Source organism: Tardiphaga sp. 839_C3_N1_4 (assembly GCF_051811045.1).
Classification (GTDB): domain Bacteria; phylum Pseudomonadota; class Alphaproteobacteria; order Rhizobiales; family Xanthobacteraceae; genus Tardiphaga.
In genome coordinates this window covers 2,498,863-2,518,396 of the sequence record NZ_JBPWQD010000001.1, presented here as the reverse complement: position 1 = coordinate 2,518,396, position 19,534 = coordinate 2,498,863, and the positions used below count along the sequence as shown (strand labels likewise).

Annotated in this window: 21 protein-coding genes; 4 read left to right on the top strand and 17 right to left on the bottom strand. The window is 61.7% G+C overall.

Annotation, left to right across the window (positions count from 1 at the left end):
* Positions 1-2: 2 nt before the first annotated feature.
* The 6 genes from AB8A38_RS12020 to AB8A38_RS11995 form a co-directional block, all read right to left on the bottom strand.
* Positions 3-752, bottom strand: a complete 750-nt coding sequence (locus tag AB8A38_RS12020; RefSeq protein WP_439062496.1) for an ABC transporter ATP-binding protein — start codon at positions 750-752, stop codon at positions 3-5.
* A 10-nt stretch (positions 753-762) separates the two neighbouring features.
* Positions 763-1,566, bottom strand: coding sequence for an ABC transporter permease (locus AB8A38_RS12015; protein ID WP_439062497.1), 804 nt, complete (start codon positions 1,564-1,566; stop codon positions 763-765).
* Positions 1,563-2,390, bottom strand: coding sequence for an ABC transporter permease (locus AB8A38_RS12010; RefSeq protein WP_439086149.1), 828 nt, complete (start codon positions 2,388-2,390; stop codon positions 1,563-1,565). The genes AB8A38_RS12015 and AB8A38_RS12010 overlap by 4 nt, the downstream gene beginning before the upstream one ends.
* Before the next feature lie 45 nt (positions 2,391-2,435).
* Positions 2,436-2,756 (bottom strand): 4Fe-4S dicluster domain-containing protein, encoded by a 321-nt coding sequence (locus AB8A38_RS12005; RefSeq protein ID WP_439062499.1) that lies wholly within the window; start codon positions 2,754-2,756, stop codon positions 2,436-2,438.
* A complete protein-coding gene (locus AB8A38_RS12000) occupies positions 2,753-4,372 on the bottom strand; it encodes an FAD-binding protein (protein WP_439062500.1) in 1,620 nt (539 codons plus the stop codon). The genes AB8A38_RS12005 and AB8A38_RS12000 overlap by 4 nt, the downstream gene beginning before the upstream one ends.
* Before the next feature lie 359 nt (positions 4,373-4,731).
* Positions 4,732-5,667 (bottom strand): GlxA family transcriptional regulator, encoded by a 936-nt coding sequence (locus tag AB8A38_RS11995; RefSeq protein WP_439062501.1) that lies wholly within the window; start codon positions 5,665-5,667, stop codon positions 4,732-4,734.
* Positions 5,668-5,757: 90 nt separating this feature from the next.
* Between AB8A38_RS11995 and AB8A38_RS11990 the strand changes: the two genes are divergently transcribed.
* Complete coding sequence (locus AB8A38_RS11990; RefSeq protein ID WP_439062502.1) at positions 5,758-6,264, top strand: cysteine hydrolase family protein; 507 nt, start codon at positions 5,758-5,760, stop codon at positions 6,262-6,264.
* 921 nt (positions 6,265-7,185) lie between these two features.
* Here the strand turns inward: AB8A38_RS11990 and AB8A38_RS11985 are convergent.
* From AB8A38_RS11985 to AB8A38_RS11965, 5 genes are all read right to left on the bottom strand, one after another.
* Complete coding sequence (locus AB8A38_RS11985) at positions 7,186-8,778, bottom strand: CYTH and CHAD domain-containing protein (RefSeq protein WP_439086148.1); 1,593 nt, start codon at positions 8,776-8,778, stop codon at positions 7,186-7,188.
* A 177-nt stretch (positions 8,779-8,955) separates the two neighbouring features.
* Entirely contained in the window at positions 8,956-9,114 is a 159-nt protein-coding gene (locus tag AB8A38_RS11980) for a hypothetical protein (protein ID WP_439086147.1), read from the bottom strand.
* 283 nt (positions 9,115-9,397) lie between these two features.
* Positions 9,398-10,468 carry an LLM class flavin-dependent oxidoreductase gene (locus tag AB8A38_RS11975; RefSeq protein WP_439086146.1) on the bottom strand — a complete coding sequence of 357 codons (1,071 nt, stop codon included), beginning with the start codon at positions 10,466-10,468 and terminating at the stop codon, positions 9,398-9,400.
* A gap of 58 nt (positions 10,469-10,526) precedes the next feature.
* A complete protein-coding gene (locus AB8A38_RS11970; protein ID WP_086937164.1) occupies positions 10,527-10,679 on the bottom strand; it encodes a hypothetical protein in 153 nt (50 codons plus the stop codon).
* Between the two features lie 196 nt (positions 10,680-10,875).
* Entirely contained in the window at positions 10,876-11,091 is a 216-nt protein-coding gene (locus tag AB8A38_RS11965; RefSeq protein ID WP_068738647.1) for a hypothetical protein, read from the bottom strand.
* Here AB8A38_RS11965 and AB8A38_RS11960 point away from each other — a divergent pair.
* Positions 11,090-11,431, top strand: coding sequence for a hypothetical protein (locus tag AB8A38_RS11960; protein WP_439086145.1), 342 nt, complete (start codon positions 11,090-11,092; stop codon positions 11,429-11,431). The genes AB8A38_RS11965 and AB8A38_RS11960 overlap by 2 nt on opposite strands.
* A 289-nt stretch (positions 11,432-11,720) precedes the next feature.
* Positions 11,721-12,593 carry a serine O-acetyltransferase EpsC gene (gene epsC, locus AB8A38_RS11955; RefSeq protein ID WP_439086144.1) on the top strand — a complete coding sequence of 291 codons (873 nt, stop codon included), beginning with the start codon at positions 11,721-11,723 and terminating at the stop codon, positions 12,591-12,593.
* Between the two features lie 113 nt (positions 12,594-12,706).
* Here epsC and AB8A38_RS11950 read toward each other — a convergent pair whose 3' ends face one another.
* The 5 genes from AB8A38_RS11950 to AB8A38_RS11930 all read right to left on the bottom strand — a co-directional run bounded on the left by AB8A38_RS11950 (position 12,707) and on the right by AB8A38_RS11930 (position 17,374).
* Positions 12,707-13,516: a MetQ/NlpA family ABC transporter substrate-binding protein gene (locus AB8A38_RS11950; protein ID WP_439086143.1), complete on the bottom strand. Its 810-nt coding sequence runs from the start codon at positions 13,514-13,516 to the stop codon at positions 12,707-12,709.
* 68 nt (positions 13,517-13,584) lie between these two features.
* On the bottom strand, positions 13,585-14,805 hold the full coding sequence (locus AB8A38_RS11945) for an acyl-CoA dehydrogenase (protein ID WP_439086142.1): 1,221 nt from the start codon (positions 14,803-14,805) through the stop codon (positions 13,585-13,587).
* A gap of 50 nt (positions 14,806-14,855) precedes the next feature.
* Positions 14,856-15,866, bottom strand: a complete 1,011-nt coding sequence (locus AB8A38_RS11940; protein WP_439086141.1) for an NrtA/SsuA/CpmA family ABC transporter substrate-binding protein — start codon at positions 15,864-15,866, stop codon at positions 14,856-14,858.
* Positions 15,867-15,890: 24 nt separating this feature from the next.
* Positions 15,891-16,604 (bottom strand): ABC transporter ATP-binding protein, encoded by a 714-nt coding sequence (locus AB8A38_RS11935; RefSeq protein WP_439086140.1) that lies wholly within the window; start codon positions 16,602-16,604, stop codon positions 15,891-15,893.
* Entirely contained in the window at positions 16,601-17,374 is a 774-nt protein-coding gene (locus AB8A38_RS11930; protein ID WP_439088508.1) for an ABC transporter permease subunit, read from the bottom strand. Before AB8A38_RS11930 ends, AB8A38_RS11935 begins: the two co-directional genes overlap by 4 nt.
* A gap of 465 nt (positions 17,375-17,839) precedes the next feature.
* Between AB8A38_RS11930 and AB8A38_RS11925 the strand changes: the two genes are divergently transcribed.
* On the top strand, positions 17,840-18,913 hold the full coding sequence (locus AB8A38_RS11925; protein ID WP_439086139.1) for an LLM class flavin-dependent oxidoreductase: 1,074 nt from the start codon (positions 17,840-17,842) through the stop codon (positions 18,911-18,913).
* Positions 18,914-19,053: 140 nt separating this feature from the next.
* Here AB8A38_RS11925 and AB8A38_RS11920 read toward each other — a convergent pair whose 3' ends face one another.
* Positions 19,054-19,257, bottom strand: a complete 204-nt coding sequence (locus AB8A38_RS11920; RefSeq protein WP_439086138.1) for a hypothetical protein — start codon at positions 19,255-19,257, stop codon at positions 19,054-19,056.
* Positions 19,258-19,534 lie beyond the last annotated feature (277 nt).

The window sequence follows — 19,534 nt, the reverse complement described above, 5'->3', positions numbered from 1 at the left end:
TTTCAGTGTCGGAGATCGGCGAGAACGCGCTGCTTGAGCGCGAGGAAATCGGGCGCGGCGCGGTCGCGTGCGGCCAGTTCAACCGGGATGACGCTGCGGATGCGGCCGGGGCGTGGCTCCATCACCACGATGCGGGTCGAGAGATAGACGGCCTCCTCGACGTCGTGGGTCACCATGATCACGGTGGTCCGCTGCGCCTCCCAGATGTCCAGCAGCGCGTCCTGAAGTCGCGTGCGGTTCAGCGAGTCGAGAGCGCCAAGCGGTTCGTCCAGCAACAAGATTGCAGGCCGCCGAACCAGCGCACGCGCAATCGCGGCGCGCTGCGCCATTCCTCCGGATAACTGCTCAGGGCGTGCCCACTCGAAGCCGGACAGACCGACCAGCGCGATGGAGTCGCGGACGCGCCGCGCTTTTTCTTCCGTCGGCAGCGGAAAGGCATCGAGCGCAAGCGTGACATTCTCTGTCAGCGTCAACCACGGAAACAGCCGGTGATCCTGAAACACGATGCCGCGGTCGGCGCCGGGGCCGCTCACCTGCGTGCCGCCGAGCAGGATCTCGCCGCGATAGTCGTCGTCGAGCCCCACGATGAGACGCAGCAACGTGGACTTGCCGCAGCCGGAGGCGCCGACGATGCTGACGAATTCGCCGGGCAACACGGACAGCGACACATCCTGCAGCACGGGCAGCGGCGTCTCGTCGACCACATAGGTCTTGGTGACATGCCGGATCGCGAGTTCGGTGAATTCTGTCATGCGGTTTCCATCACGTGAGGCCGGAGGCGCGCGTCAAGGCCAGCGACGACAGCCGGCGGCACACACGTGTCGCCAGATAGCCGGTGGCCGCGAGCGCGATGACGCCGATGATGACGATGTCCATGCGAAACTGTTCACGCCCTTCGGAAACGAAGGTGCCGATGCCGCGCCCGTTGCCGATCGCATATTCCGCGCCGACGGTGCCGATCCACGCGCTGATCAGTGCGATCTCGATGCCGATGGTGATGGCCGGAAGGGCGGCGGGAAGCAGCACGCGGCGGATTTCTTGCCGGCGCGACAGGCTGAGCACGCGCGACACTTCGCGATAGGATGTCGGCACGTTGCGCAGGCCGGTGGCGGTGTTCAGTGCGACCGGAAAGAAGGCTGACAGCGCGATATAGACGATCTTGCTGGCCTCGCCGTTGCCGAACCAGGCCGTGAGCAATGGAATCCAGGCGAAGAGCGTGATCTGGCGCAGCGCATGGAAGGAGCCGCCGCTCGCCCGTTCGACGGTGGAGGACAGGCCCATCGCAGTGCCTAGCGCGAGGCCCAGCACGATGCCGATGCCGGCACCGCCGGCGTAACGGAGCGCGCTGGCGGCGATCGCTCGCCAGATCTCGCGGCCGGCCGCATCGTCGAACGGTGCGAGCAGAATCCGCTCGGGCTGAATGGCGAGCGGGCCTGACAGCCAGCCGACATGTACCGCCCAGGCCCAGCCGAGCGCGAGGGCGAGCGGCAATACCAGACCGCGCGACCACGGCAATGCGCCGCCGCGCGTTGCTCGCAGAGCTTCGGAAGGTATCGCGCCGCTCATGGGCGCGCCTCCCAGTGCTGCAGTCGTTGCTCGATACGCGCAAGGCCGGTATCCATGGCGAGGCCGATCAGGCCGATCACCACCATGCCGACGATGACGATGTCGATCTGGAACAGGGTGCGTCCCCACACCATCGTGTAGCCGACGCCCTCGGTGGCGGCGAGCATCTCGACCACGATGAGCGCGATCCATGCATGGCTCAAGGCAGTGCGCAGGCCGCCGAAAATACCGGGAATGGTTGCAGGCAAAACGAGGCGGCGCAGATAGGATCGCGCCGGCAGCTGCAACACGCGCGCAACCTCGCGAAACGGGGCAGGGATCTGTTTGACGCTTTCGGACGTGGCAATGACGGTCGGGACGAAACTGGCCTTCGCGATGAGAACGAATTTGAGCGTCTCATCGAGACCAAAGATCAGCAGCAGGATCGGCAGCCAGCCGAGCGACGGAATCTGGGCGAGCAGTCTGAAGGTCAGTCCGCAATAGGCCTCGACGGTGCGCGACAGGCCGAGCAGCGCGCCGAAGACGAGGCCGCCGCCAGCTCCGATGGCGAAGCCGATCCCGATCCGCCACAGGCTGATGCGAAGCCCGTCGACGATCTCGCCGCCACGGATCAGGTCGATGGCGGTGGTCGCCACCAGTAGCGGCGGCGGCAGGATCTGCACCGGCAGAAGCCGCAGCGATGCCGCACATTGCCATGCGATCAGGATGATCAGTGGAATCGCAAGCGGCAGCAGCCGATGGCCGACCGCGCGCGCCGTCCAGATGCGGCGAACGGCGGGAAAGCGATCGACGACACGGTCGACGGCCACGGATCTGACGTTCATGCGAAGCTCCGGGACGCGCAATGCGTCCGACACCGTCGGGTATTGTCAGTGGCCGAAGAGTCGATAGCTGCGATCGATGCCGCGCTGATCCCGCGTTTCCTTGGTCCAGCCGACAGCGCGTCGATAGCTGCCGAGTACATCGGACTGCTTGAGTTCCGCAGCTGCGAGGCTGACCGGCTCGTCCGCGAAGGGCGAAACGTAGAGCGAGTCTTCCGGACAGTAGAGTTCGCACATGAAGCAGGTCTGGCAGTCGTCCTGCCGGGCGATGACGGGCATGCCGTCGGTCTTGTCGAACACATTGGTCGGGCAGACGCGGACGCAGATATTGCAGGAGGTGCAAGTTTCGGAATCGATGACCTCGATCATTCTGCAGCCTCCGCAAGAGATGCTTCGGCGTGCGGACGGGTAGCTGTCCAGACCTCGTCGAGGCCGCCGGTGGTGATGTAGTGGCGCTGCGACGGATCCTGCTCGGGGAAGTCGTCGCGCCGATGCATGCCACGAGTTTCCTTGCGCGCCAGCGCGCTGCGATACATCCAGCGTGCCGTCGCCAGCATCGCGGCGCTTTCGCGCGCGCGGACCGCGTCGATGCCCGACACAGCGCCTGCCTTGGTGGCGTCGTGCCAGAGTGTGTCGAGGCGCGCGAGCGATGCCGTCAGGCGACCAGCTTCGCGGAAATAGTTGATCTCGTACGGGAAGACCTCGTTCTGCACGGCTGTGGCAAGGGTCGCGCCGTTCAATGTCGGGCGCGTGCTTTCCTGCAGGCCCACGGTGCCGGCGCCCGTTGCATTCCGGCGGATACGGCGCGTGCCCTTGACGTAACGTGCCGCGCCCTGGCCCGACCAGTAGCCGGACGACATCGCCCACGCCGCATTGTGGCTGCCGCCCCCGGTGAAGCCGCCGCAAACGAGTTCGCGCGTCGCGGCATCGCCGGCGGCATAGAGGCCGGGCACGGTGGTGGCGCAGCTGTCATCGACGATGCGCAGGCCGCCGGTGCCGCGGATCGTGCCTTCGAGACGCAGCGTGACCGGAAAGCGCTGGGTGAAAGGATCGACGCCCGTGCGGTCATAAGGCAGGAAGAAGTTCGGCTGCGAGACGCGCATGGCCTCCTGAATGTCAGCATCGGCCTTGTCGAGCTGCGCGTAGACGGGACCCTGCAGCAATGCGCGCGCGATGGCCGAACGGCCGCCCTTCGACGCAGCACCCGGCACCGGCGTCCCATCCTCATAGGTGAAGGTGCCCCAGCCGAAGAACAGCGTTTTGGTCACCGATCCGAATGCGCTCGATATCGCATAGGGATTGGAGAACTCCATGCTGGTCAGCTCGGCGCCGAGTTCGGCGGCCATCAGATATCCGTCGCCGGTGAGAACGTTCGAGCCCAGCGTCTTGCTGAGGAAGGCGCATCCGCCCGTCGCGATGACGACGGCACCAGCGCGCACGCGCCATGGCTTTCCGTCCTGGCGCTGCTGGCCCCCGGCGCCAGCGACGGCGCCGGCTTCATCGACCAGCAATTCCAGCGCCGGACTGTGATCCAGGATCGTGACACCCGCGGCCTTGGTGCGCTTGCGCATCAGCCGCATATATTCCGGCCCCTGCAGCGAATTGCGCTGAGATCGGCCGCTGTCATCGGTCGGGTAGGGATAGCCCCATTCCGCCAGTCTGTTGCTCTGGTCGTAGGTGCGGTCGAGGACGCGGGACATCCAGCGGCGATCCTGCAGATAGCCGCCCATCTTCTCGCGATTGGTCATCGCGGCCTCGCGCTTGTCAGGCGATGGATCGATGTACCAGACACCGGTGCCGGATGGTGCTGTGGCGCCGGAGGTCCCGCAAAAGCCTTTGTCAACGAGCACGACGCGCGCGCCTTCGCCGGCAGCGCTGATTGCCGCCCAGGTGCCGGCCGGGCCGCCGCCGAGCACCAGCACATCTGCATCGAGCTCGACGGCGTCCGCTGTGCGTGCATCGACGCGAGGCGCGTTGTCGCTCATTTAATATCTCCGCTGCAAATCGAGATACGCCCGCAAGGCGTCAGAAGCTATCGTGAATGTTTGCCCACAACATTCGCTCTGGCAATTTCAGATATTGCTCCAAGCGGAGGACAAACACGCCGCAATGGCGCGGGGTGAAGAAAGAACTATCGCTTCCTTGAGAGACCGACGTCGCAATCCGCGATTGAGTGCGCTCTTCGTTCAGCAAGAACAAGAATTTCATTTCGGCTAATGAACGTTATCGAAAATGATCGAGATGTTGCCGCCATCATTGAGAGGCGAAAACTATCTTCGTGTCATTGAGGTTCTAGAATGACGGAGCTCTGGCGATCGCCAGCTCCAGATCGATTGGTCTGCGATCAGCCGATTTTCTGCCGCGCCATCCATTGCGTCGGCGTCAGCCCGAGCTCGGCACGAAATGCTGACCGCAATGCGTGCGCATCTGGAAATCCGCTGCGAAGGGCGACATCTTCCATGCCATGTACGCCGGATGTCAGCATCTCCTGGGCGCGCGACAGGCGCACTTGCTTCAGCCATTGTCCGAGGTTGCCGCCGGTCCGCGAGCGGATATGACGCGACAGGCTTCGGCGGCTCATGCCGGCACGCTCCGCCAGTTCGTCGAGCGACGGCGTCCGGGTCGGATCTGCGCGCAGCCCTTCCAGAATTTCGGTGACACGCCGATCGGAGGACGATCCGATCGCCGGGCGCTCAAGCACCTGCGGTTGCTGCCCCGAGCGTTGCGGCGCAAGAACGAGGTGACGGGCGACGCGGTTGGCTTCGCCGAGCCCGGACATGCGGGCGAGCAGATGCAGACAGCAGTCCAGCCCGGATGCGATGCCCGCCGAGGTCAATATCTGCCCTTCGTCGATAAAGAGTGCGCCGGCATCGACGTCGACCGTGGGATAACGTAGCGCGAACGTCTTCGCTTGAGCCCAGTGCGTTGTCGCGCGGCGTCCATGGAGCAAGCCGGCTTCGGCCAGACCAAAGGCTCCGAGGCAAAGGCCGACGACGATCGCCTCGCGCTCGCCTGCCATTTGCACTTCCGCGATGATATCCGACGACAGCGGTTCGTCGACGTTCCGCCAGCCCGGCAGGATCACGACGTCAGCCTCGCGGGCCGCCTCCAACGGATAGCTCGCCTCGATCGTCAATCCGCCTGCGGTCTTTAAACGAGGCTCGTTTGAGCAGACGTCGATCCGATGACCGCTGGCCAGGAACGGTTCGCCGAACACTGCGAGCGGCGTGGACAGCATGAAAGGACTGATGTGATCGTAGGCGAGGACGGCAATTCGCATTGGCCCGATCTACACCAAAAATGTCCATCGGGCCACTGACGGACGCTGGTGTGCGCGAGTAAAGGTCGCTGAAACCTCAGGAGCCCCATTATGACCCGCACGCTTCTCGTGATCGACGTCCAGAACGAATATTTCCCCGGTGGCCTTCTTCCACTATGGAAGCCCGATGAAATTGAGGCTCGCATCGTGTCCGCCATCGCGCGGGCAAGAGCTTCAGGAGACAACGTCGTCCTCGTTCGACACGTGTCGAAGGCAGACGCCGGTTTGTTCGCGGCAAACGGCCCAGGTAGTGCCATCCGACCAGCCGTTCTTGCAGCTGCAGCCGATGCTCCTGTCGTCATCAAACAGTTCGCCGACGCTTTCCAAGAGACGGAACTATTGTCTCATTTAACGAAAACCGACGAATTGCTGATCTGTGGAATGATGACGCAGAACTGTGTCGTCTTCACCGCCCTATCGCGCGCGGCTGACGACCTGTCGGTCCGGGTCATCGGTGAACTCTGCAGTGCTCCGACTGAGACAGTTCACAATATCGCGTTAAATGCTCTGGGATCGAAGGGTCTTATCGTCAGCGTAACGGACCTATGGAGCTCGTGAGATATCGACAGATAGTCCTGTCAATCCGGCAGCGTCATTTCGTGCTCAGAAAGTGATGGCAGCGATCACGGTCCAATAAAGCTGCTTTCCAGCCATCCTGAAAGTTCTCACAATCATCCGGCCCAAGACGCTTGGGCGTTGGCGCAAGGCCGGCTTTCGCTACTACTGGCGCTGGAAGTCGCGTCCGCCGTACGGCATTGTCTGCCCGACGACGATTTCATTGTCGGTAACGTCAGGCGTTGGCCCGGACTGTGCAAAGGCCGAAGACGCATAGGCAAACGCGAAAAGCGGGCCCGAAATGGCGAATGCCAATCGACTTTCCGAACGTGAATGAAATCGATGCGATCAGGATGAGCTGCCGGGATGATTCTTATTGAGGCCGTGAACGCGTCAATCGCTCCCAACGAAGCGAATGCCAGCGGCGCCGACCGCGGCGAGCGCAATCACATTGCTCGCTAAACGAACGAATGACCGGCGGTTAGGGATTTCAGTCATCCATGCGGCCTTAGCGTAGGCCATCGGCTTTAGAGGATCTTTCCGTCGTCCGGTATCGGTTGCAACCCTAGCTTTTTGGCCCGGCGGCTGTATCGAATCCGCGAGAATAAGTTGCGCCTCGCGGAGGGGGATGGCGTCGCGGTGATCAGATAGACCGTGAACAAAACGGTTTTTGCGACGTCCTACATGACGTCCTACATGCCCAACATAGGGCAGGTTCGCCTATTGATTTTATTGGGGAAATTGGTTTCTTTCCGTTCCGTGATATCCCTTACGGAGCGCCATTTTTCAGCCAATTCAAAGCAAAATCACGAATCCGGGCAGCGGTGGTGTTGACTACTGCGGGTCTGGTTTCGGTTGAAAATCGCCGTTTGTCGCACAATTTTAGGTGCTCGCTGTCATGTCCGTAGACGAGCGCGACGAAATTTACCGGCCCCAGAATGTCGGCGTCGCCTTGAAGCGCCGCCATTTCTTGCGCAGCGTTGTCGCGGCCGCAATCTCGTCACGGGCCTGCCATCCGGTCACCGTGCCGATGGCGAGGTGAAGTGCGGCCTGATCGCCTTGCCTGACGGAACCGAGCAATCCGCGGATACTTGCGATGTCGCATACGCGTCCAAGACTCTTTTGGAGCCTGGCGAGCCGAGCCACGTAGCGCTTGGCGGGCGCATGGCCGGCGTAAAGTGGCAAGAAGAATTCCGCCGCATAGCGCAGCCTCTTGAGCTCGATCCTGAGACTGTGCCGTGCAGCGGTGTCGAGCTGCCGGAAGTGCGTGCCACGCTTGCGCACCTTCCGCTGCTGTCGCGCCAGAATTTTGTCGGCGAGCGCCGGCATCGGCTGCGACAGGACAGCCAGCGCATCGCTGTCGATATCGTTGCGCCAGCGGCGGCGCTCGACCCAGTGCCCGAGCGAAAGCAGAAAACTGCTGTAGCGCGGATCGTCGAGAACCGCCTGCAGGCTGCTGTAGTTCGACTTGCGCTGTCGCTCGATTGCGTCGCGCAAGCCGCCGAAGTCGATCTCCGGCGTTGTCGTCGCCACGCGAGAAACGATCGTGGTCGCGAAAACGTCCCAATCGCGGGTCTGGCCGAGCTGTCGCATCAGCCACCGTGCTTCGCTGTTGATTGCCTCGAACGAGGGCGACGGGATCTCGCGCCGGAACAGCGCACAGATCGTGCGCAGACGGCGCAGAGCGATGCGCATCTGGTGCACGCCTTCGGGGTCGGATCCTTCCTTTGCCACCGCATGATTGCGCAGGAGATGATGCCAGCAAGCGCCCCCCAGCAGCGCAATGGCGTCGTCAACCGCGTGCTCGGCAGTGATGCTGACGGATTCGGCTTTCGCCGCCGGTTGCACGACATTGAACGCCAGCGCATAGCCGCGTTCTGCCTTGCTCCGTGTGCCGACCTGCAGTGGCGCCGCGTCGAGCAACTGCGTTCCGAGATCAAACAGCGCGCCGGCGTTGCCGCTCTTCAATTCGAGCTCGATCTCGGACAGGACTTCTTGACGCGTGCCGGCCTCGATAGTCCCCACGTCGAAGGCGATCTCAACTGACGCATCAGGCAGATCGAGCTGCCGTGCATGTCGGCGAACTCTTGTCGCAAACGCTGGCACGAGCGCATCGGGCGTAAGCGTCGTCAGCGGATCGCCAATCTCGGCAACAGGAAGCTGCGCCAGGTCGGGAGTCATGCCGTCAACCGGTGTTTCCCACTGTCGTCGCGCCAACGGCCGCCCGACGTCGGGCAGCAGCTTTAGCGTCTGAATGAAATGCTTGCCGCTGCGTCGCACGCGCAGCGACATGCCGCGTTGAAACAGCGCTCTCTCCGGCGTGTCGTAATAAACTGTCTCTAGCTGGCGGACCACGCCGCGATTGCGCGCATGCTGTACGATGACGGGCATCTCGCGCAGCTTCTCTAGGATAGCTTGCGGCGCCAGCAGCTTGAGTTCGATTTCCGCCTGTTCACCCGGTCGTACAGCAATTGCTGCGCCAGCAGGATCGGGCACGATTGGCTGCTGGGCGTTCAATGGTAACTCCATCGGAAGCACGCATCATATTTTATGACACTAGCAAGACGTGCCCAAGATGGCGATGGAATGACGCGGTAAATTACGACGGCAATTTCCGGATCGATCGGGACCAGCGGGACTCAGGGCTGTTCGAATGGTGCGAACGCCCACATTCGTGAAAAGCGAAAAGCTACCTCAGTCGGCGGCCTTAGTTTGCTTTTCGCTCGGCGGTTTGATCGGGATCTGCGGTACGTGACCGGTCACGACTGAAGATGATCTACCACCGGATGGCTTATCATCGGAGGCGTGACTTCTGATTGTCTCGAGCACCAGAAAAAACTTCTCGGCAAGCATGGCAGTAACCTCGCTGGCGAAAGTATCTCCATCATTAGTTGAGTCGAGTTGCTGAAAATTCAATCACTTACGGCAGGCCCCTGCAATTAAATTTGCGCGCCAGAGTATCGCGAACGGGGCAGCGATATCCGCCTGGCTTACCGTGTCGGGACGAAAGCGATCCGGCGGGAGCTGGCGCTGCATTCGCAAAGCGGACCTCGGCACGATTGAGCCTAACGGTGTCCGCAGAAATTATATAATTATTTCAATTATATAATGGTCGTCAGATTTCGATTTCCATGAATCAATCCCGAAGCAAAGGCAGGAGTATTCTGCCTTGCCGCTCGATCTCCGCCAGATAGGGCGTGTCGGACAGGATGAAATACTTGATTCCGAGATCACGGTATTTCTGCAGCGAGCTGGCCACTTCGGATGCCGAACCGACCAGCCAGGTGGTGCCGGCGCCGGCTGCGCCGAATTTTCCTGGTGCCGTATAGAGATTGTCGTCGAGGACGTCGCCGCGGGCCTGCAGGTCGAGCAGTCGCCGTTGGCCGATCGCGATGGCAGGCCCGTGGTCGTTCCAGCCCGCGCCTGCTTTGCTCGCCATGTCGGCAACCTTGGCTTCCGCCGCAGCCCAGGCCTCGGCCGAACTCTCCCGGACAAGCGTCGTGATCCTGAGACCAAACTCCAAAGGCGGGAGATCGCGATCAAGGTGCTGACTCAAGCTCTTGAGCCGTTCGATACGCTGCTTGACGTCACCGAGCGGTTCGCCCCAGAACAGCTGGACATCGGCTTCGGTTGCGGCGACATGCTCGGCCGCGTCCGACGCCCCGCCGAAATACAGTTTCGGATGTCGGCGACTGCCGCGCTGGATGATGCGCGGCGCCGCAGTCGAGTCGGAAACGCGGAAATGTGCGCCGGAATAGGTGACGTTTTCTTCGGTCCACAGCCGCCGGACGATGCGCATGAACTCCTTGGTCCGCGCATATCGCTGCGACGAGTCGGCTTCGTCATCCCCGTAAGCCGCCAGATTGTCCTTGCCGGAGACGATATTGATGCGAACCCGGCCACCGCTCAATTGATCCAGTGTGGCTGCGGCAGATGCAAAATGCGCCGGCTGCCAATAGCCCGGACGGATGGCTATCAGCGGCTCGAAACTCGTCGTGCGGGCCGCCAGCACTGAGGCGACGGTGAATGTGTCCGGCCGTCCCCAGCCGGTTCCGATCAGCGCGCCTTTCCACCCATGACGTTCCAGCGCTTGCGCCTGGTCGGCAAGCGTCTCAACGCTGTTGTGGTTTGGATCGACGACGTCGCCGCGGTGACCTGCCTTCACGTCATTCGGGATGTACCAAAGAAACTCCGAACGATCGCTCATGATGTCCTCTGACGATGGGACCGCATGTTTGCGTGCGGCTCACCGTCCCGTGCCGTTGTCAAAATGGGCGCACCGATGTTGCGCCGAACACGATGGCTGCGATCAACGCAAATGCGCCGTAAACGGCGGCCGTATGCAGGCGCACCGCTGTGCGGTTCGACGACGCGCGCGCACGGTTATGCAACCGGGCTTCCGCCGATAGTTCACGCATCATCGTTCTCCAACGCGACATTTGCAGATAACAAGGCGATAAATCCGGTCTACGCAAGCGCGTGCCAGAAATAATGATGATCAGCGCGCCGGGGCGTTCCGGCGTGGAGTAATATTCTCCATGCCGTCTGCGCCAGGCAATTTTGTTCGTTCGGCGCGCTGATTATCATTCTGGTCAGGCCAAGACAGTCTCGAACTCAGCGGGCCGTGGCGATGCGGGATTGGCTAGCCTTGTGACTTCGCTGGTCCATGAGTGCCTTCGCCGCGCGTTCCGCTGCACGGGCCGATCCGAAATGGTCGCCTTCCAGCGTGTCGAAGGCAGGTTCTGATGAAAAGAAACGAAATCCGCGCTCTTCGGCGACGACGATTCCGGCAGTGCGATTGAAGACTTCGATGACATAGGCATTGGACATGCGCGTTCTGTTCGCCGCCGAGGCAGCGATCCTATCCGTGAGTGATGGGATGTTCGGTGTGAGCTTTACGCCGGAATCAACAACACGCGCCGGTGGCCGCGGACACGCAGCGGCGGGTTACGCGCTTGCGCAACTGGCTCACTACTGTTGTCTCATATGCGGTCATGCAGGCATTCCGAAGTGCATAATCTATGTCACGAATATCCGACGGCGGCGGTCGTTCGTCAATGAAATGGCCATCCAAATTTATCGTCATCGCAACGACGACGATGCTGTGCGCAGGCATATGCGGCGAACGAACGGCTGTTTGGCGACGGCAGCAGCCATCCGACCGACGTGAAATCGTTCCGCCACACAGCGTGCACAGGCTTTGGAGCTGTGCGCACGCTGGTTCAGTGCCTGACCGCGATGGTATCGGAAGCGAAGGGCACGTGACGTGAGGTCGGCGCGTGAGAAGGAAGCATGGACGTATCGAAAATGGGGCACTTTTGGAATTCCTTGTCCTCGGCTCATGAGTCACAGTTGCAGCTGTATGAGATCGCAACAGGGGAGCCGCGATGTCGAGGGTTGCCGACGACGTCAAACAAGACATAGGTCGGGACGGTCCGGCGCCACTTTGGGACTTGGGTATGATCGTTGCCGGGCTGCGCGAGTCCCGCGACGTTGCCCACAATATCTGGCAGCGTGGGCCGAGCAGACGGGCGCCGTCGCGCGAAGCCCTCACGGAGGTGCTCAAGAGCCTCACCGAGGCATTGTTTCCCCGGCATTACGGCCGTTCCGATTTCGGCACCGAAAGCATCGATGCGTTTGTCGAAGGCAAACTGGGCGCCGCACTGGATGGCTTGCTCGAGCAAGTCTACCGCGGGCAGACTTTCGTTTCCGACGGCGCGCCGACCGAGCGACATTTCGAGGATGCCGTTGCGCTGACGCGCGACTTCGCCGCCCGGCTGCCGGAGATTCGAGGCAGGCTGGTCAGCGATCTCAGGGCCGCCTTCGTGGGAGATCCTGCTGCGACGAGCTTCCCCGAAATCCTGATTGGCTATCCCGGCATGGTGGCGATCATCCATCACCGCGTCGCGCACCTGCTTTACAATCTCGGGGCGACGATGGTGGCGCGGCTGATCGCCGAGCTGGCGCATAGCGCAACGGGAATCGACATTCACCCGGGCGCGCGTCTTGGCGCCAGCATTTTCATCGATCATGGCACCGGCGTCGTGATCGGCGAAACTGCCATCGTCGGCGATCGCGTCCGAATCTATCAGGCGGTAACGCTTGGAGCCCGGCACTTCCCGACCGATCACGAGGGCAAGGCCATCAAGGGCAATGCGCGCCATCCGATCATCGAAGACGATGTCATCATCTATGCGGGCGCGACCATTCTGGGACGCATCGTGGTCGGAAGCGGCTCCACCATCGGTGGCAATGTCTGGTTGACCGAAGACGTGCCGCCCAACAGTTTCGTGACGCAGGCATCGGTGCGCAGCAAGATCAGTCCGCGATGATGGTTGCATAGCCGCTGCGCTGGCACGCTGCCGCTGTCCCGACAGGCCCGGCCCGTGGTCGGGCCATGCCACATCGCGTCAGGGAGGATCGGCGAGCTGTCCTCCCGTTGGGATTACCAGGCGGCGAGGATCGAGCCGTTGAACTTGGTGCGGATGAAATCCTTCACCGGCTGCGAACGATAGATCGAGATGAATTTCTTGATCTGCGAATCGTCTTTGCGATCGTCACGCGCGGCGAAGACGAGGGTATAATATGGCTTGGCTTCGACGACGTTGGTCTCGGCCGCAAGCGCCTTGTTGAGGTCCAGGCCGGCGAGATAGGCGTAGTTGGATGACACAAAGGCGGCTGCCACGTCGTCGAGCGACCGCGGCAACTGGGCCGCGTCGATCTCGACGATCTGCAGCTTCTTCGGATTTTCAGTCACATCGAGAATGCTCGCCGAGAGGCCGGCATCGGTCTTCAACTTGAGCAGTCCAGCGGTCTGAAACAGCAACAATGCGCGCGCTGCATTGGTCGGATCGTTGGGGATGGCGATCTTGGCCCCGTCCGGAATGTCGGAGGCCTTGGTGTACTTCTTGGAGAAGACGCCGGCCGGCACCAGGATCGATTCATCGAGGGCGGAGAGCTTGTAACCGCGCGCCTTCGACTGATTGGCGAGATAGAAGCGGTGCTGGAAGTTGTTGAGGTCGATGTCGCCTGCCTGCAGCGCTGCATTGGGCTGGTTCCAGTCGCTAAACTCGATGATCTCCGCCTTCAGTCCCTCTTTCTCGGAAAGCCGCGCGGCCTCGCGAAGAATGTCACCATAGGGCCCTGCCGAAACGCCGATCTTGAGCGGCTTGTCGGCGGCGTTGGCCTGCAGGATGGGTAACGACAGTGCAAGCGCTGAAAGGGAGAGAATGAGAAATCGAGATGCAGCTTTCATCATGTGTCCAGGTTGGGAATGAAGTGAATGTATCGCGCTCGCTGCGATGTCGCAGCGTTCCGGATTGCCTAGAAGAAGCCCTTGGCTGGCAGCGGCGTGCCGTTGATCTCATAGGCGCCGATCGCCTGTGCCTTGTAAGTCACCGGGTTGTGCGACGACAGCGTCCGCGCATTGCGCCAGTGGCGGTCAAGATTGTCGGACTTCTTGGTCGCGGATGCGCCGCCGGCATCGAACAGCAGGCTGCCGCTGCGGATGGCCAGTTCGTCGACGACGATCTTGGCTTTGGACGATGCGAGGGCGGCATCCAGCGCCGGCTTGGTATCTTCGCGATTTGGGGCATTGCTCGATACGTCAAGCGCGTCGGCCGCGGCCAGCACGGTTGCTTCTGCCGCGAACGCATTGCTTGCGATCTGGCCAATGGTCTGTTGCAGGATGGGGTCTTCGCGCGGGTGAAGAGTCGGCGCGTAATAGAAACTGCGTGCGCGCCGCCTGACCAGGTCGCTGGCGTCTCGCAGGATGGCTGCGGCGATACCAGCATTGATGGCCGTCAGATAGAGTTGCGCGAACGTGTTCTGATAGGCGGCCCCATAGCCGATATTGGGCTGATCGAAAATGAGCTCGGCCGCTTCGACCCGGACGTTGTGGAAATGCGTGGTGCCGCTTCCGGTCAGGCGCTGGCCCGAACCATCCCAGTCATCGACCAGCTCGATACCCTCGCGCTTAACCGGAATGATCGTGGTCGCGAGCGCTTGGTTACCATCGGCGACGCGCACCAGCACGTAGTCCGCGTAGAGCGTACCGGTGCTGTAATATTTGGTGCCGTTAAGGCGGTAGCCATCGCCATCCGGCGTAACGGTGGTGGCCGGAGCGATGTCTCCCACCTGCGAGCTGCCCAGCTCCGTGGTGGCGAGGCCAATGATGGCGCCAGCCGCGACGTCGTCGCGCCACTTGCGATTCTGCGCGCTTGGCGGCGAGGCCAGTAGGCGCTCGACCACGCTATAGTGATTGCGCAGGATATGCGCGACATTGGCGTCGGCTTCCGCCAGCCTGATGACTGCAGTGAGCAGTTCACGCACCGTACTGCCGCCGCCGCCGTCGGCCTTGGGAATGCGGAGCGCGCCGATCCGCGATCGGCGGATCAGCTCGATGATGTCGTAAGGCAGGACACGGTGTTGCTCGCGTTCTGCCTCGCCCTGCGCGATGTGATCAAACAACTGTTGCAGATCGGACGAGCCGATCCGGATCGGCTGCGACACGTCGAACGAGTGCTGCGGTGTGGGCTTGTTCATGGGATTCTTTCTCGGCGATTCCAGGGGAAGGATCGAGCGGCGATAGAAGCTTAAAGACTGGCCAGATGATCCGAGACGGCGACGGACTCGGGCAGGACCTTTCGCTCGGTCAGCCAGTTCGCTGCGGTTTGCAGTTCTCCGACGAATTTCTTGTCCGATACGGGGATGAGCGTGTAGTTGCGCTTGCGCTCAATGAACTGGTCGCGAATCCGGTCGTCATATTTCGCGACTTTCTGGATGAGATGCTCGGCGTCGGTCGTGTTCTTGTTGACCCACTGCGCTTCCTTCTCATAGGCCGCGTTGAGCGCCCGCACGACGGCCGGATTGTCCTTCGCGAACTTGCGGGACGTCACGTAAGAGGAGAAGTCGATCTGGAACGGCAGGTCGCGTCCCTCAAGGAAAACGTCGTGAGCCTTGTAGTCCAGCCGCGCGATGTCGACGCCCGGCGACCACATCGACCAGGCATCCACCTTGCCGGATGCGAGCGCGGGCGCTGCGTCCGGTGGGTTGAGATAAACGAATTTCACCTTGGAGCGGTCGACCTTGTGTTTCTCGAGCGCTGCGATGAGCAGGAATTCGCCAAGCCCGGACCGGTTGACCGCGACCGACTTGCCGACCAGATCCTCGACCTTGTTGATACCGGAATCATCCTTGGCGATGATCGCCGTCGTGCGCGGCTCGTAGAGCACGAACTGGGTGAAGACGAGCGGCGAGCCGGCGATGATGGCCGCCAGCGCGGGCGTGGTGCTACCGCCAAAGCCAAAGTCAGCACTGTCACCGGTCACTGCCTGTAAGGTCGGCGCGTGGTTCGGGAATGGGCCGAGCCATTCCACCTTGATGTCATGCTGGGCGAGTGCCTTCTCGAACTCGCCACGCTCCTTCGCGATCAGTGTGAGGCCGTGATAGCCCCAGGTGAGACGGACCTTGTCGGTCTTTCGCCCGGTGCTTTGCGCGATGGCGTCGTCATGGCTCGCGAGATGAATGCCGGCATAGGCGCTGACACCCCCCATCGCGAGACTGAGAAAATCCCGGCGTGACGATGTGAAGAACGGTTTTGACATGAGAAAACTTCCTGTGAGGTGGAATCAGGCGACCTGGAGATTGGTGGCGACGCCGAGTTCGCGAAGCAGTCGATCGCGGGATGCAGCCGGCCCGCCGTGAGTATCGGCGCGGTGCTCGGACGCGATCACGCCGTTGCGCATCACCAGAATTCGGTCGGCCAGAGCAATTGCCTCATCGACGTCATGTGTAACGAGAAGGACGCCGGGCTGGTGGCGGGCGACCAGCTCCTTGACCAGCACATGCATGCGAATTCGCGTCAGCGCGTCCAGCGCTGCGAAGGGCTCGTCGAGCAACAGCAGCCGGGGCTCCTGCACCAGCGCGCGGGCGAGGGCGACGCGCTGCGCCTGTCCGCCAGACAGATTGCGCGGCCAGTCATCCAGCCGGTCGCCGAGTCCGACCTCAACTAGGGCAGCGGCGGCGCGCTTGCGCGGATCCGCGCCTGGAAGGCCGAGCGAGACATTCTGCCAGAGCGCATCCCAGGGCAGCAGGCGATGTTCCTGAAACACCACGGCAGGTCGCCCGGGCGCATCGATATGTCCGCCCTGGATCGGGTCGAGACCGGCGAGGGCGCGTAGCAACGTCGTCTTGCCGCAGCCGCTCTCACCGAGAAGCGCGACGAATTCACCGCGCCCGATGCGGAGATCCAGCCTGTCGATCACCACCCGCGGGCCATAGGCCCGCGTCAGGCCGCTCACGGTTACGGCGTTTTCGCCAGATGTCACGGATGTCGGGCTCATGATCGTGCGCCCTTGCCGTAGTTCGGATGCCAGGCGAGCAATTTGCGTTCGAGCAGCCGGGCGATGGAGTCGGCGGCAACCCCGATCAGCGCGTAGATCACGATGGTCAGCACGATCACGTCGGTGCGCAGGAATTCGCGGGCGTCCATGGCGAGGAACCCGAGGCCCGATTGCGCACCGACGGTCTCGGCCACCACAAGCGCCAGCCATGCCGTTGCCAGCGAATAGCGGACACCGGTGAGGATCGACGGCAGCGCGCCGGGCAGGATGATGCGCCGGATCAATTGCAGGGTGGACAATCCTTGCACGCGGCCGAGCTCGATCAGCTTCGGATCGATCTGCCGAATGCCGAGCGTGGTGTTGATATAGATAGGGAAGGCGACGCCGAGCGAGACCAGAAAGATCTTCTGTCCTTCACCGACGCCGAACCAGACGATGACGAGGGGGACGAGGGCGAGGAACGGGATCGCGCGGATCATCTGCACGCTGCGATCGATCAATGCTTCGGCGATGCGCGAGAAGCCCACCAGCGTGCCGAGGATGAAGCCGATGCTGCCACCGATTGCAAAGCCGGCGGCCGCACGCAGCAAGCTGACGCCGAGATCGTTCAGCAGCGATCCGGACAAGGTCAGTTTCCACGCTGTGCGTAGCACCTTTGAGGGGGCAGGAAGGACTTGTGGCGACAGCCAACCGGCCTGCGCCAGCGCTTCCCATACAACGATGAGAATAACGGGCGCGATCCAGGACAGAACGATCAGATTTGGCTTCAGGCCGGGTTTGGCACTGGCGGAAGCGTGGCGCGCGGGTGCCGGCGTTGCGGGTGCGCGATACTCCTGTTGAATGACGTAGTCGACGTTGCTCACCCTGCCATCCATTGCTGCAGTTCTGAAATTCAGCGGCGATGATAGAGCAACGAAAAGCGCAGCGTCTTCAGTTTCTTCGGCGAAACCATTCTCCATGCGATATTAGATCAGTTTGATATCCGAGCGACGCGATTGAGAGGTGAACGATCTTTTGCAGTGCTTGTTTTTGGAAAATGAAGCTGCGTGTTGCCTTGAAATTCAATCGGCCCGAAGTGCAGTGGAATTTTCTTGTGGTGCTACACGTCATGCGAAGAAGAAGTTTCTCATTCGATCCGCGCCATTTTGCCGCCGATGCCATGAGTGCACGGCGGTGCTTGCATTGTTGTGCGCGGGTCGTCTTATAGCGAGAGCGACTTGAATATGAGGCAGACAATGAGCACGAATCCTCTTCGATTTGGCGTCTGGGCGCCGGTGCATGGGCCACGGGCGGCGCATCGTGATCCCGAAGAGCCGTATGATGCATCGTGGGAGCGCAACAAGGCACTGGTCCTGCAGGCCGAGGCACTGGGCTACGATTCGACTTTGATCGCGCAGCACACCATCAATCCGCATCAGGAGGATCTCGATCAACTCGAGACCTGGAGCTCTGCAGCGGCACTGGCTGCGCTGACCAGCCGGATCGAGATCATCGCGGCGATCAAGCCCTATCTGTTTCATCCGGTCGTACTCGCCAAGATGGCACTGCAGATCGAGAATATCAGCCGCGGCCGCTTTGCGCTCAATCTGGTCAATGCCTGGAACAAGCCCGAGCTGGAGAAAGCCGGTATCGGCTTTGCCGAGCATGACGATCGCTATGCCTATGGCAAGGAATGGATCTCGATCGTTGCGCGACTGACGAGCGGGGAACGGCTGACGCACAAGGGCGAAAATTTCGATGTCCGAGACTACGCGCTGCGGCCGAAGGATCTCTACCGCGCGCGGCCTGCGATCTATGTCGGTGGCGAGTCGGAGCCGGCGCGCGATCTGGTGGCAGGACATGGCGATGTCTGGTTCATCAACGGCCAGCCGCTGGCCGATGTCGCGGCACTGATCGCCAATGTCGCGGCACGACCGCGGCTCGGTGCGCCGCTGCGTTTCGGCCTGTCGGCCTTCGTGATCGCGCGTGAAACGGACGCTGAAGCCGAGCAGGCACATCAGCGTCTCTTGGCGCTCGCCGCGCAGGACGCGCCGATGAAGGCCGTTCAGCGTGCCAATACCGATCCCAAGGTTGTGATGATGCAGACGATGCAGAAGTCGCCGCGGGTGGGCACCAATGGCGGCACCGCTGCCGGTCTGGTGGGAAGCTACGATACGGTCGCCGCCCGCATCCGCGAGTTCCATGCTGTCGGCATCGAGTTGTTCATGCTGCAATTCCAGCCGCTGGAAAGCGAGATGCAGCGTTTCGCCGAGCACATCTTTCCGCGGGTGAGGGGGGAGGCAGCTTTGCTGAAGGCGTCGCGCGGTTAGGTTGATATCGCAGGCGGTCCTGCCGGAAGGCTTGATCTTCGCTTAGTGAAACCACCACACGAACAGGCTGAGGAACGTCGCGTGTCCCAGTACCAAAGCGATCATCTTTCCGAGATACATGCCTTGGTCCCTTCTCCGGTCTACATGGCTGATGCGTTATCCCTGGCAGCATCGAGGCGGAGTGCCTGCAGCGCGCGATCGAGTTGCTGAGCTGGCGTCGCTGTGGCCGCGGCATTCCGGGACATGTCAGGCCTGGGCTGACGGGCAGCGTGATAGGTCTCGACGGCCGTCGCAAGCGCAAGAGCGGTTGCGATGGCGACGGCGAGAAGGGGCGGATGTGGCATCAATTCGACTCCTGAAGGTGGCCATTAATGCTCCACGCAGCGCGCTTGGGAATTCCAAAGTTGAGCCGAACGGCTTCCAATCCTTCTTTCGGAGCGCCGGTCACGAGGCGTAAATGCCTGCGGATGCGCGCGATGTTCCGCTTGCGCAGGAACGTCGGTTCCGGACGCTGTTCACGATCATCGTGATCGCAACACTAAATATCTGCAATCGATGTCAATGCTGAAATCGCATCATCTGTTTCTGTGCCGCAGGGAAATGACGTTCTTATTTCAAGCG

What these genes read in the sequence shown, in the direction of transcription:
- AB8A38_RS12020 (WP_439062496.1), bottom strand. Translation starts at nt 752, where the DNA reads ATGACAGAATTCACCGAACTCGCGATCCGGCATGTCACCAAGACCTAT.
- AB8A38_RS12015 (WP_439062497.1), bottom strand. Translation starts at nt 1,566, where the DNA reads ATGAGCGGCGCGATACCTTCCGAAGCTCTGCGAGCAACGCGCGGCGGC.
- AB8A38_RS12010 (WP_439086149.1), bottom strand. Translation starts at nt 2,390, where the DNA reads ATGAACGTCAGATCCGTGGCCGTCGACCGTGTCGTCGATCGCTTTCCC.
- AB8A38_RS12005 (WP_439062499.1), bottom strand. Translation starts at nt 2,756, where the DNA reads ATGATCGAGGTCATCGATTCCGAAACTTGCACCTCCTGCAATATCTGC.
- AB8A38_RS12000 (WP_439062500.1), bottom strand. Translation starts at nt 4,372, where the DNA reads ATGAGCGACAACGCGCCTCGCGTCGATGCACGCACAGCGGACGCCGTC.
- AB8A38_RS11995 (WP_439062501.1), bottom strand. Translation starts at nt 5,667, where the DNA reads ATGCGAATTGCCGTCCTCGCCTACGATCACATCAGTCCTTTCATGCTG.
- AB8A38_RS11990 (WP_439062502.1), top strand. Translation starts at nt 5,758, where the DNA reads ATGACCCGCACGCTTCTCGTGATCGACGTCCAGAACGAATATTTCCCC.
- AB8A38_RS11980 (WP_439086147.1), bottom strand. Translation starts at nt 9,114, where the DNA reads ATGCTTGCCGAGAAGTTTTTTCTGGTGCTCGAGACAATCAGAAGTCAC.
- AB8A38_RS11975 (WP_439086146.1), bottom strand. Translation starts at nt 10,468, where the DNA reads ATGAGCGATCGTTCGGAGTTTCTTTGGTACATCCCGAATGACGTGAAG.
- AB8A38_RS11970 (WP_086937164.1), bottom strand. Translation starts at nt 10,679, where the DNA reads ATGCGTGAACTATCGGCGGAAGCCCGGTTGCATAACCGTGCGCGCGCG.
- AB8A38_RS11960 (WP_439086145.1), top strand. Translation starts at nt 11,090, where the DNA reads ATGCGCGTTCTGTTCGCCGCCGAGGCAGCGATCCTATCCGTGAGTGAT.
- AB8A38_RS11965 (WP_068738647.1), bottom strand. Translation starts at nt 11,091, where the DNA reads ATGTCCAATGCCTATGTCATCGAAGTCTTCAATCGCACTGCCGGAATC.
- epsC (WP_439086144.1), top strand. Translation starts at nt 11,721, where the DNA reads ATGATCGTTGCCGGGCTGCGCGAGTCCCGCGACGTTGCCCACAATATC.
- AB8A38_RS11950 (WP_439086143.1), bottom strand. Translation starts at nt 13,516, where the DNA reads ATGAAAGCTGCATCTCGATTTCTCATTCTCTCCCTTTCAGCGCTTGCA.
- AB8A38_RS11945 (WP_439086142.1), bottom strand. Translation starts at nt 14,805, where the DNA reads ATGAACAAGCCCACACCGCAGCACTCGTTCGACGTGTCGCAGCCGATC.
- AB8A38_RS11940 (WP_439086141.1), bottom strand. Translation starts at nt 15,866, where the DNA reads ATGTCAAAACCGTTCTTCACATCGTCACGCCGGGATTTTCTCAGTCTC.
- AB8A38_RS11935 (WP_439086140.1), bottom strand. Translation starts at nt 16,604, where the DNA reads ATGAGCCCGACATCCGTGACATCTGGCGAAAACGCCGTAACCGTGAGC.
- AB8A38_RS11925 (WP_439086139.1), top strand. Translation starts at nt 17,840, where the DNA reads ATGAGCACGAATCCTCTTCGATTTGGCGTCTGGGCGCCGGTGCATGGG.
- AB8A38_RS11920 (WP_439086138.1), bottom strand. Translation starts at nt 19,257, where the DNA reads ATGCCACATCCGCCCCTTCTCGCCGTCGCCATCGCAACCGCTCTTGCG.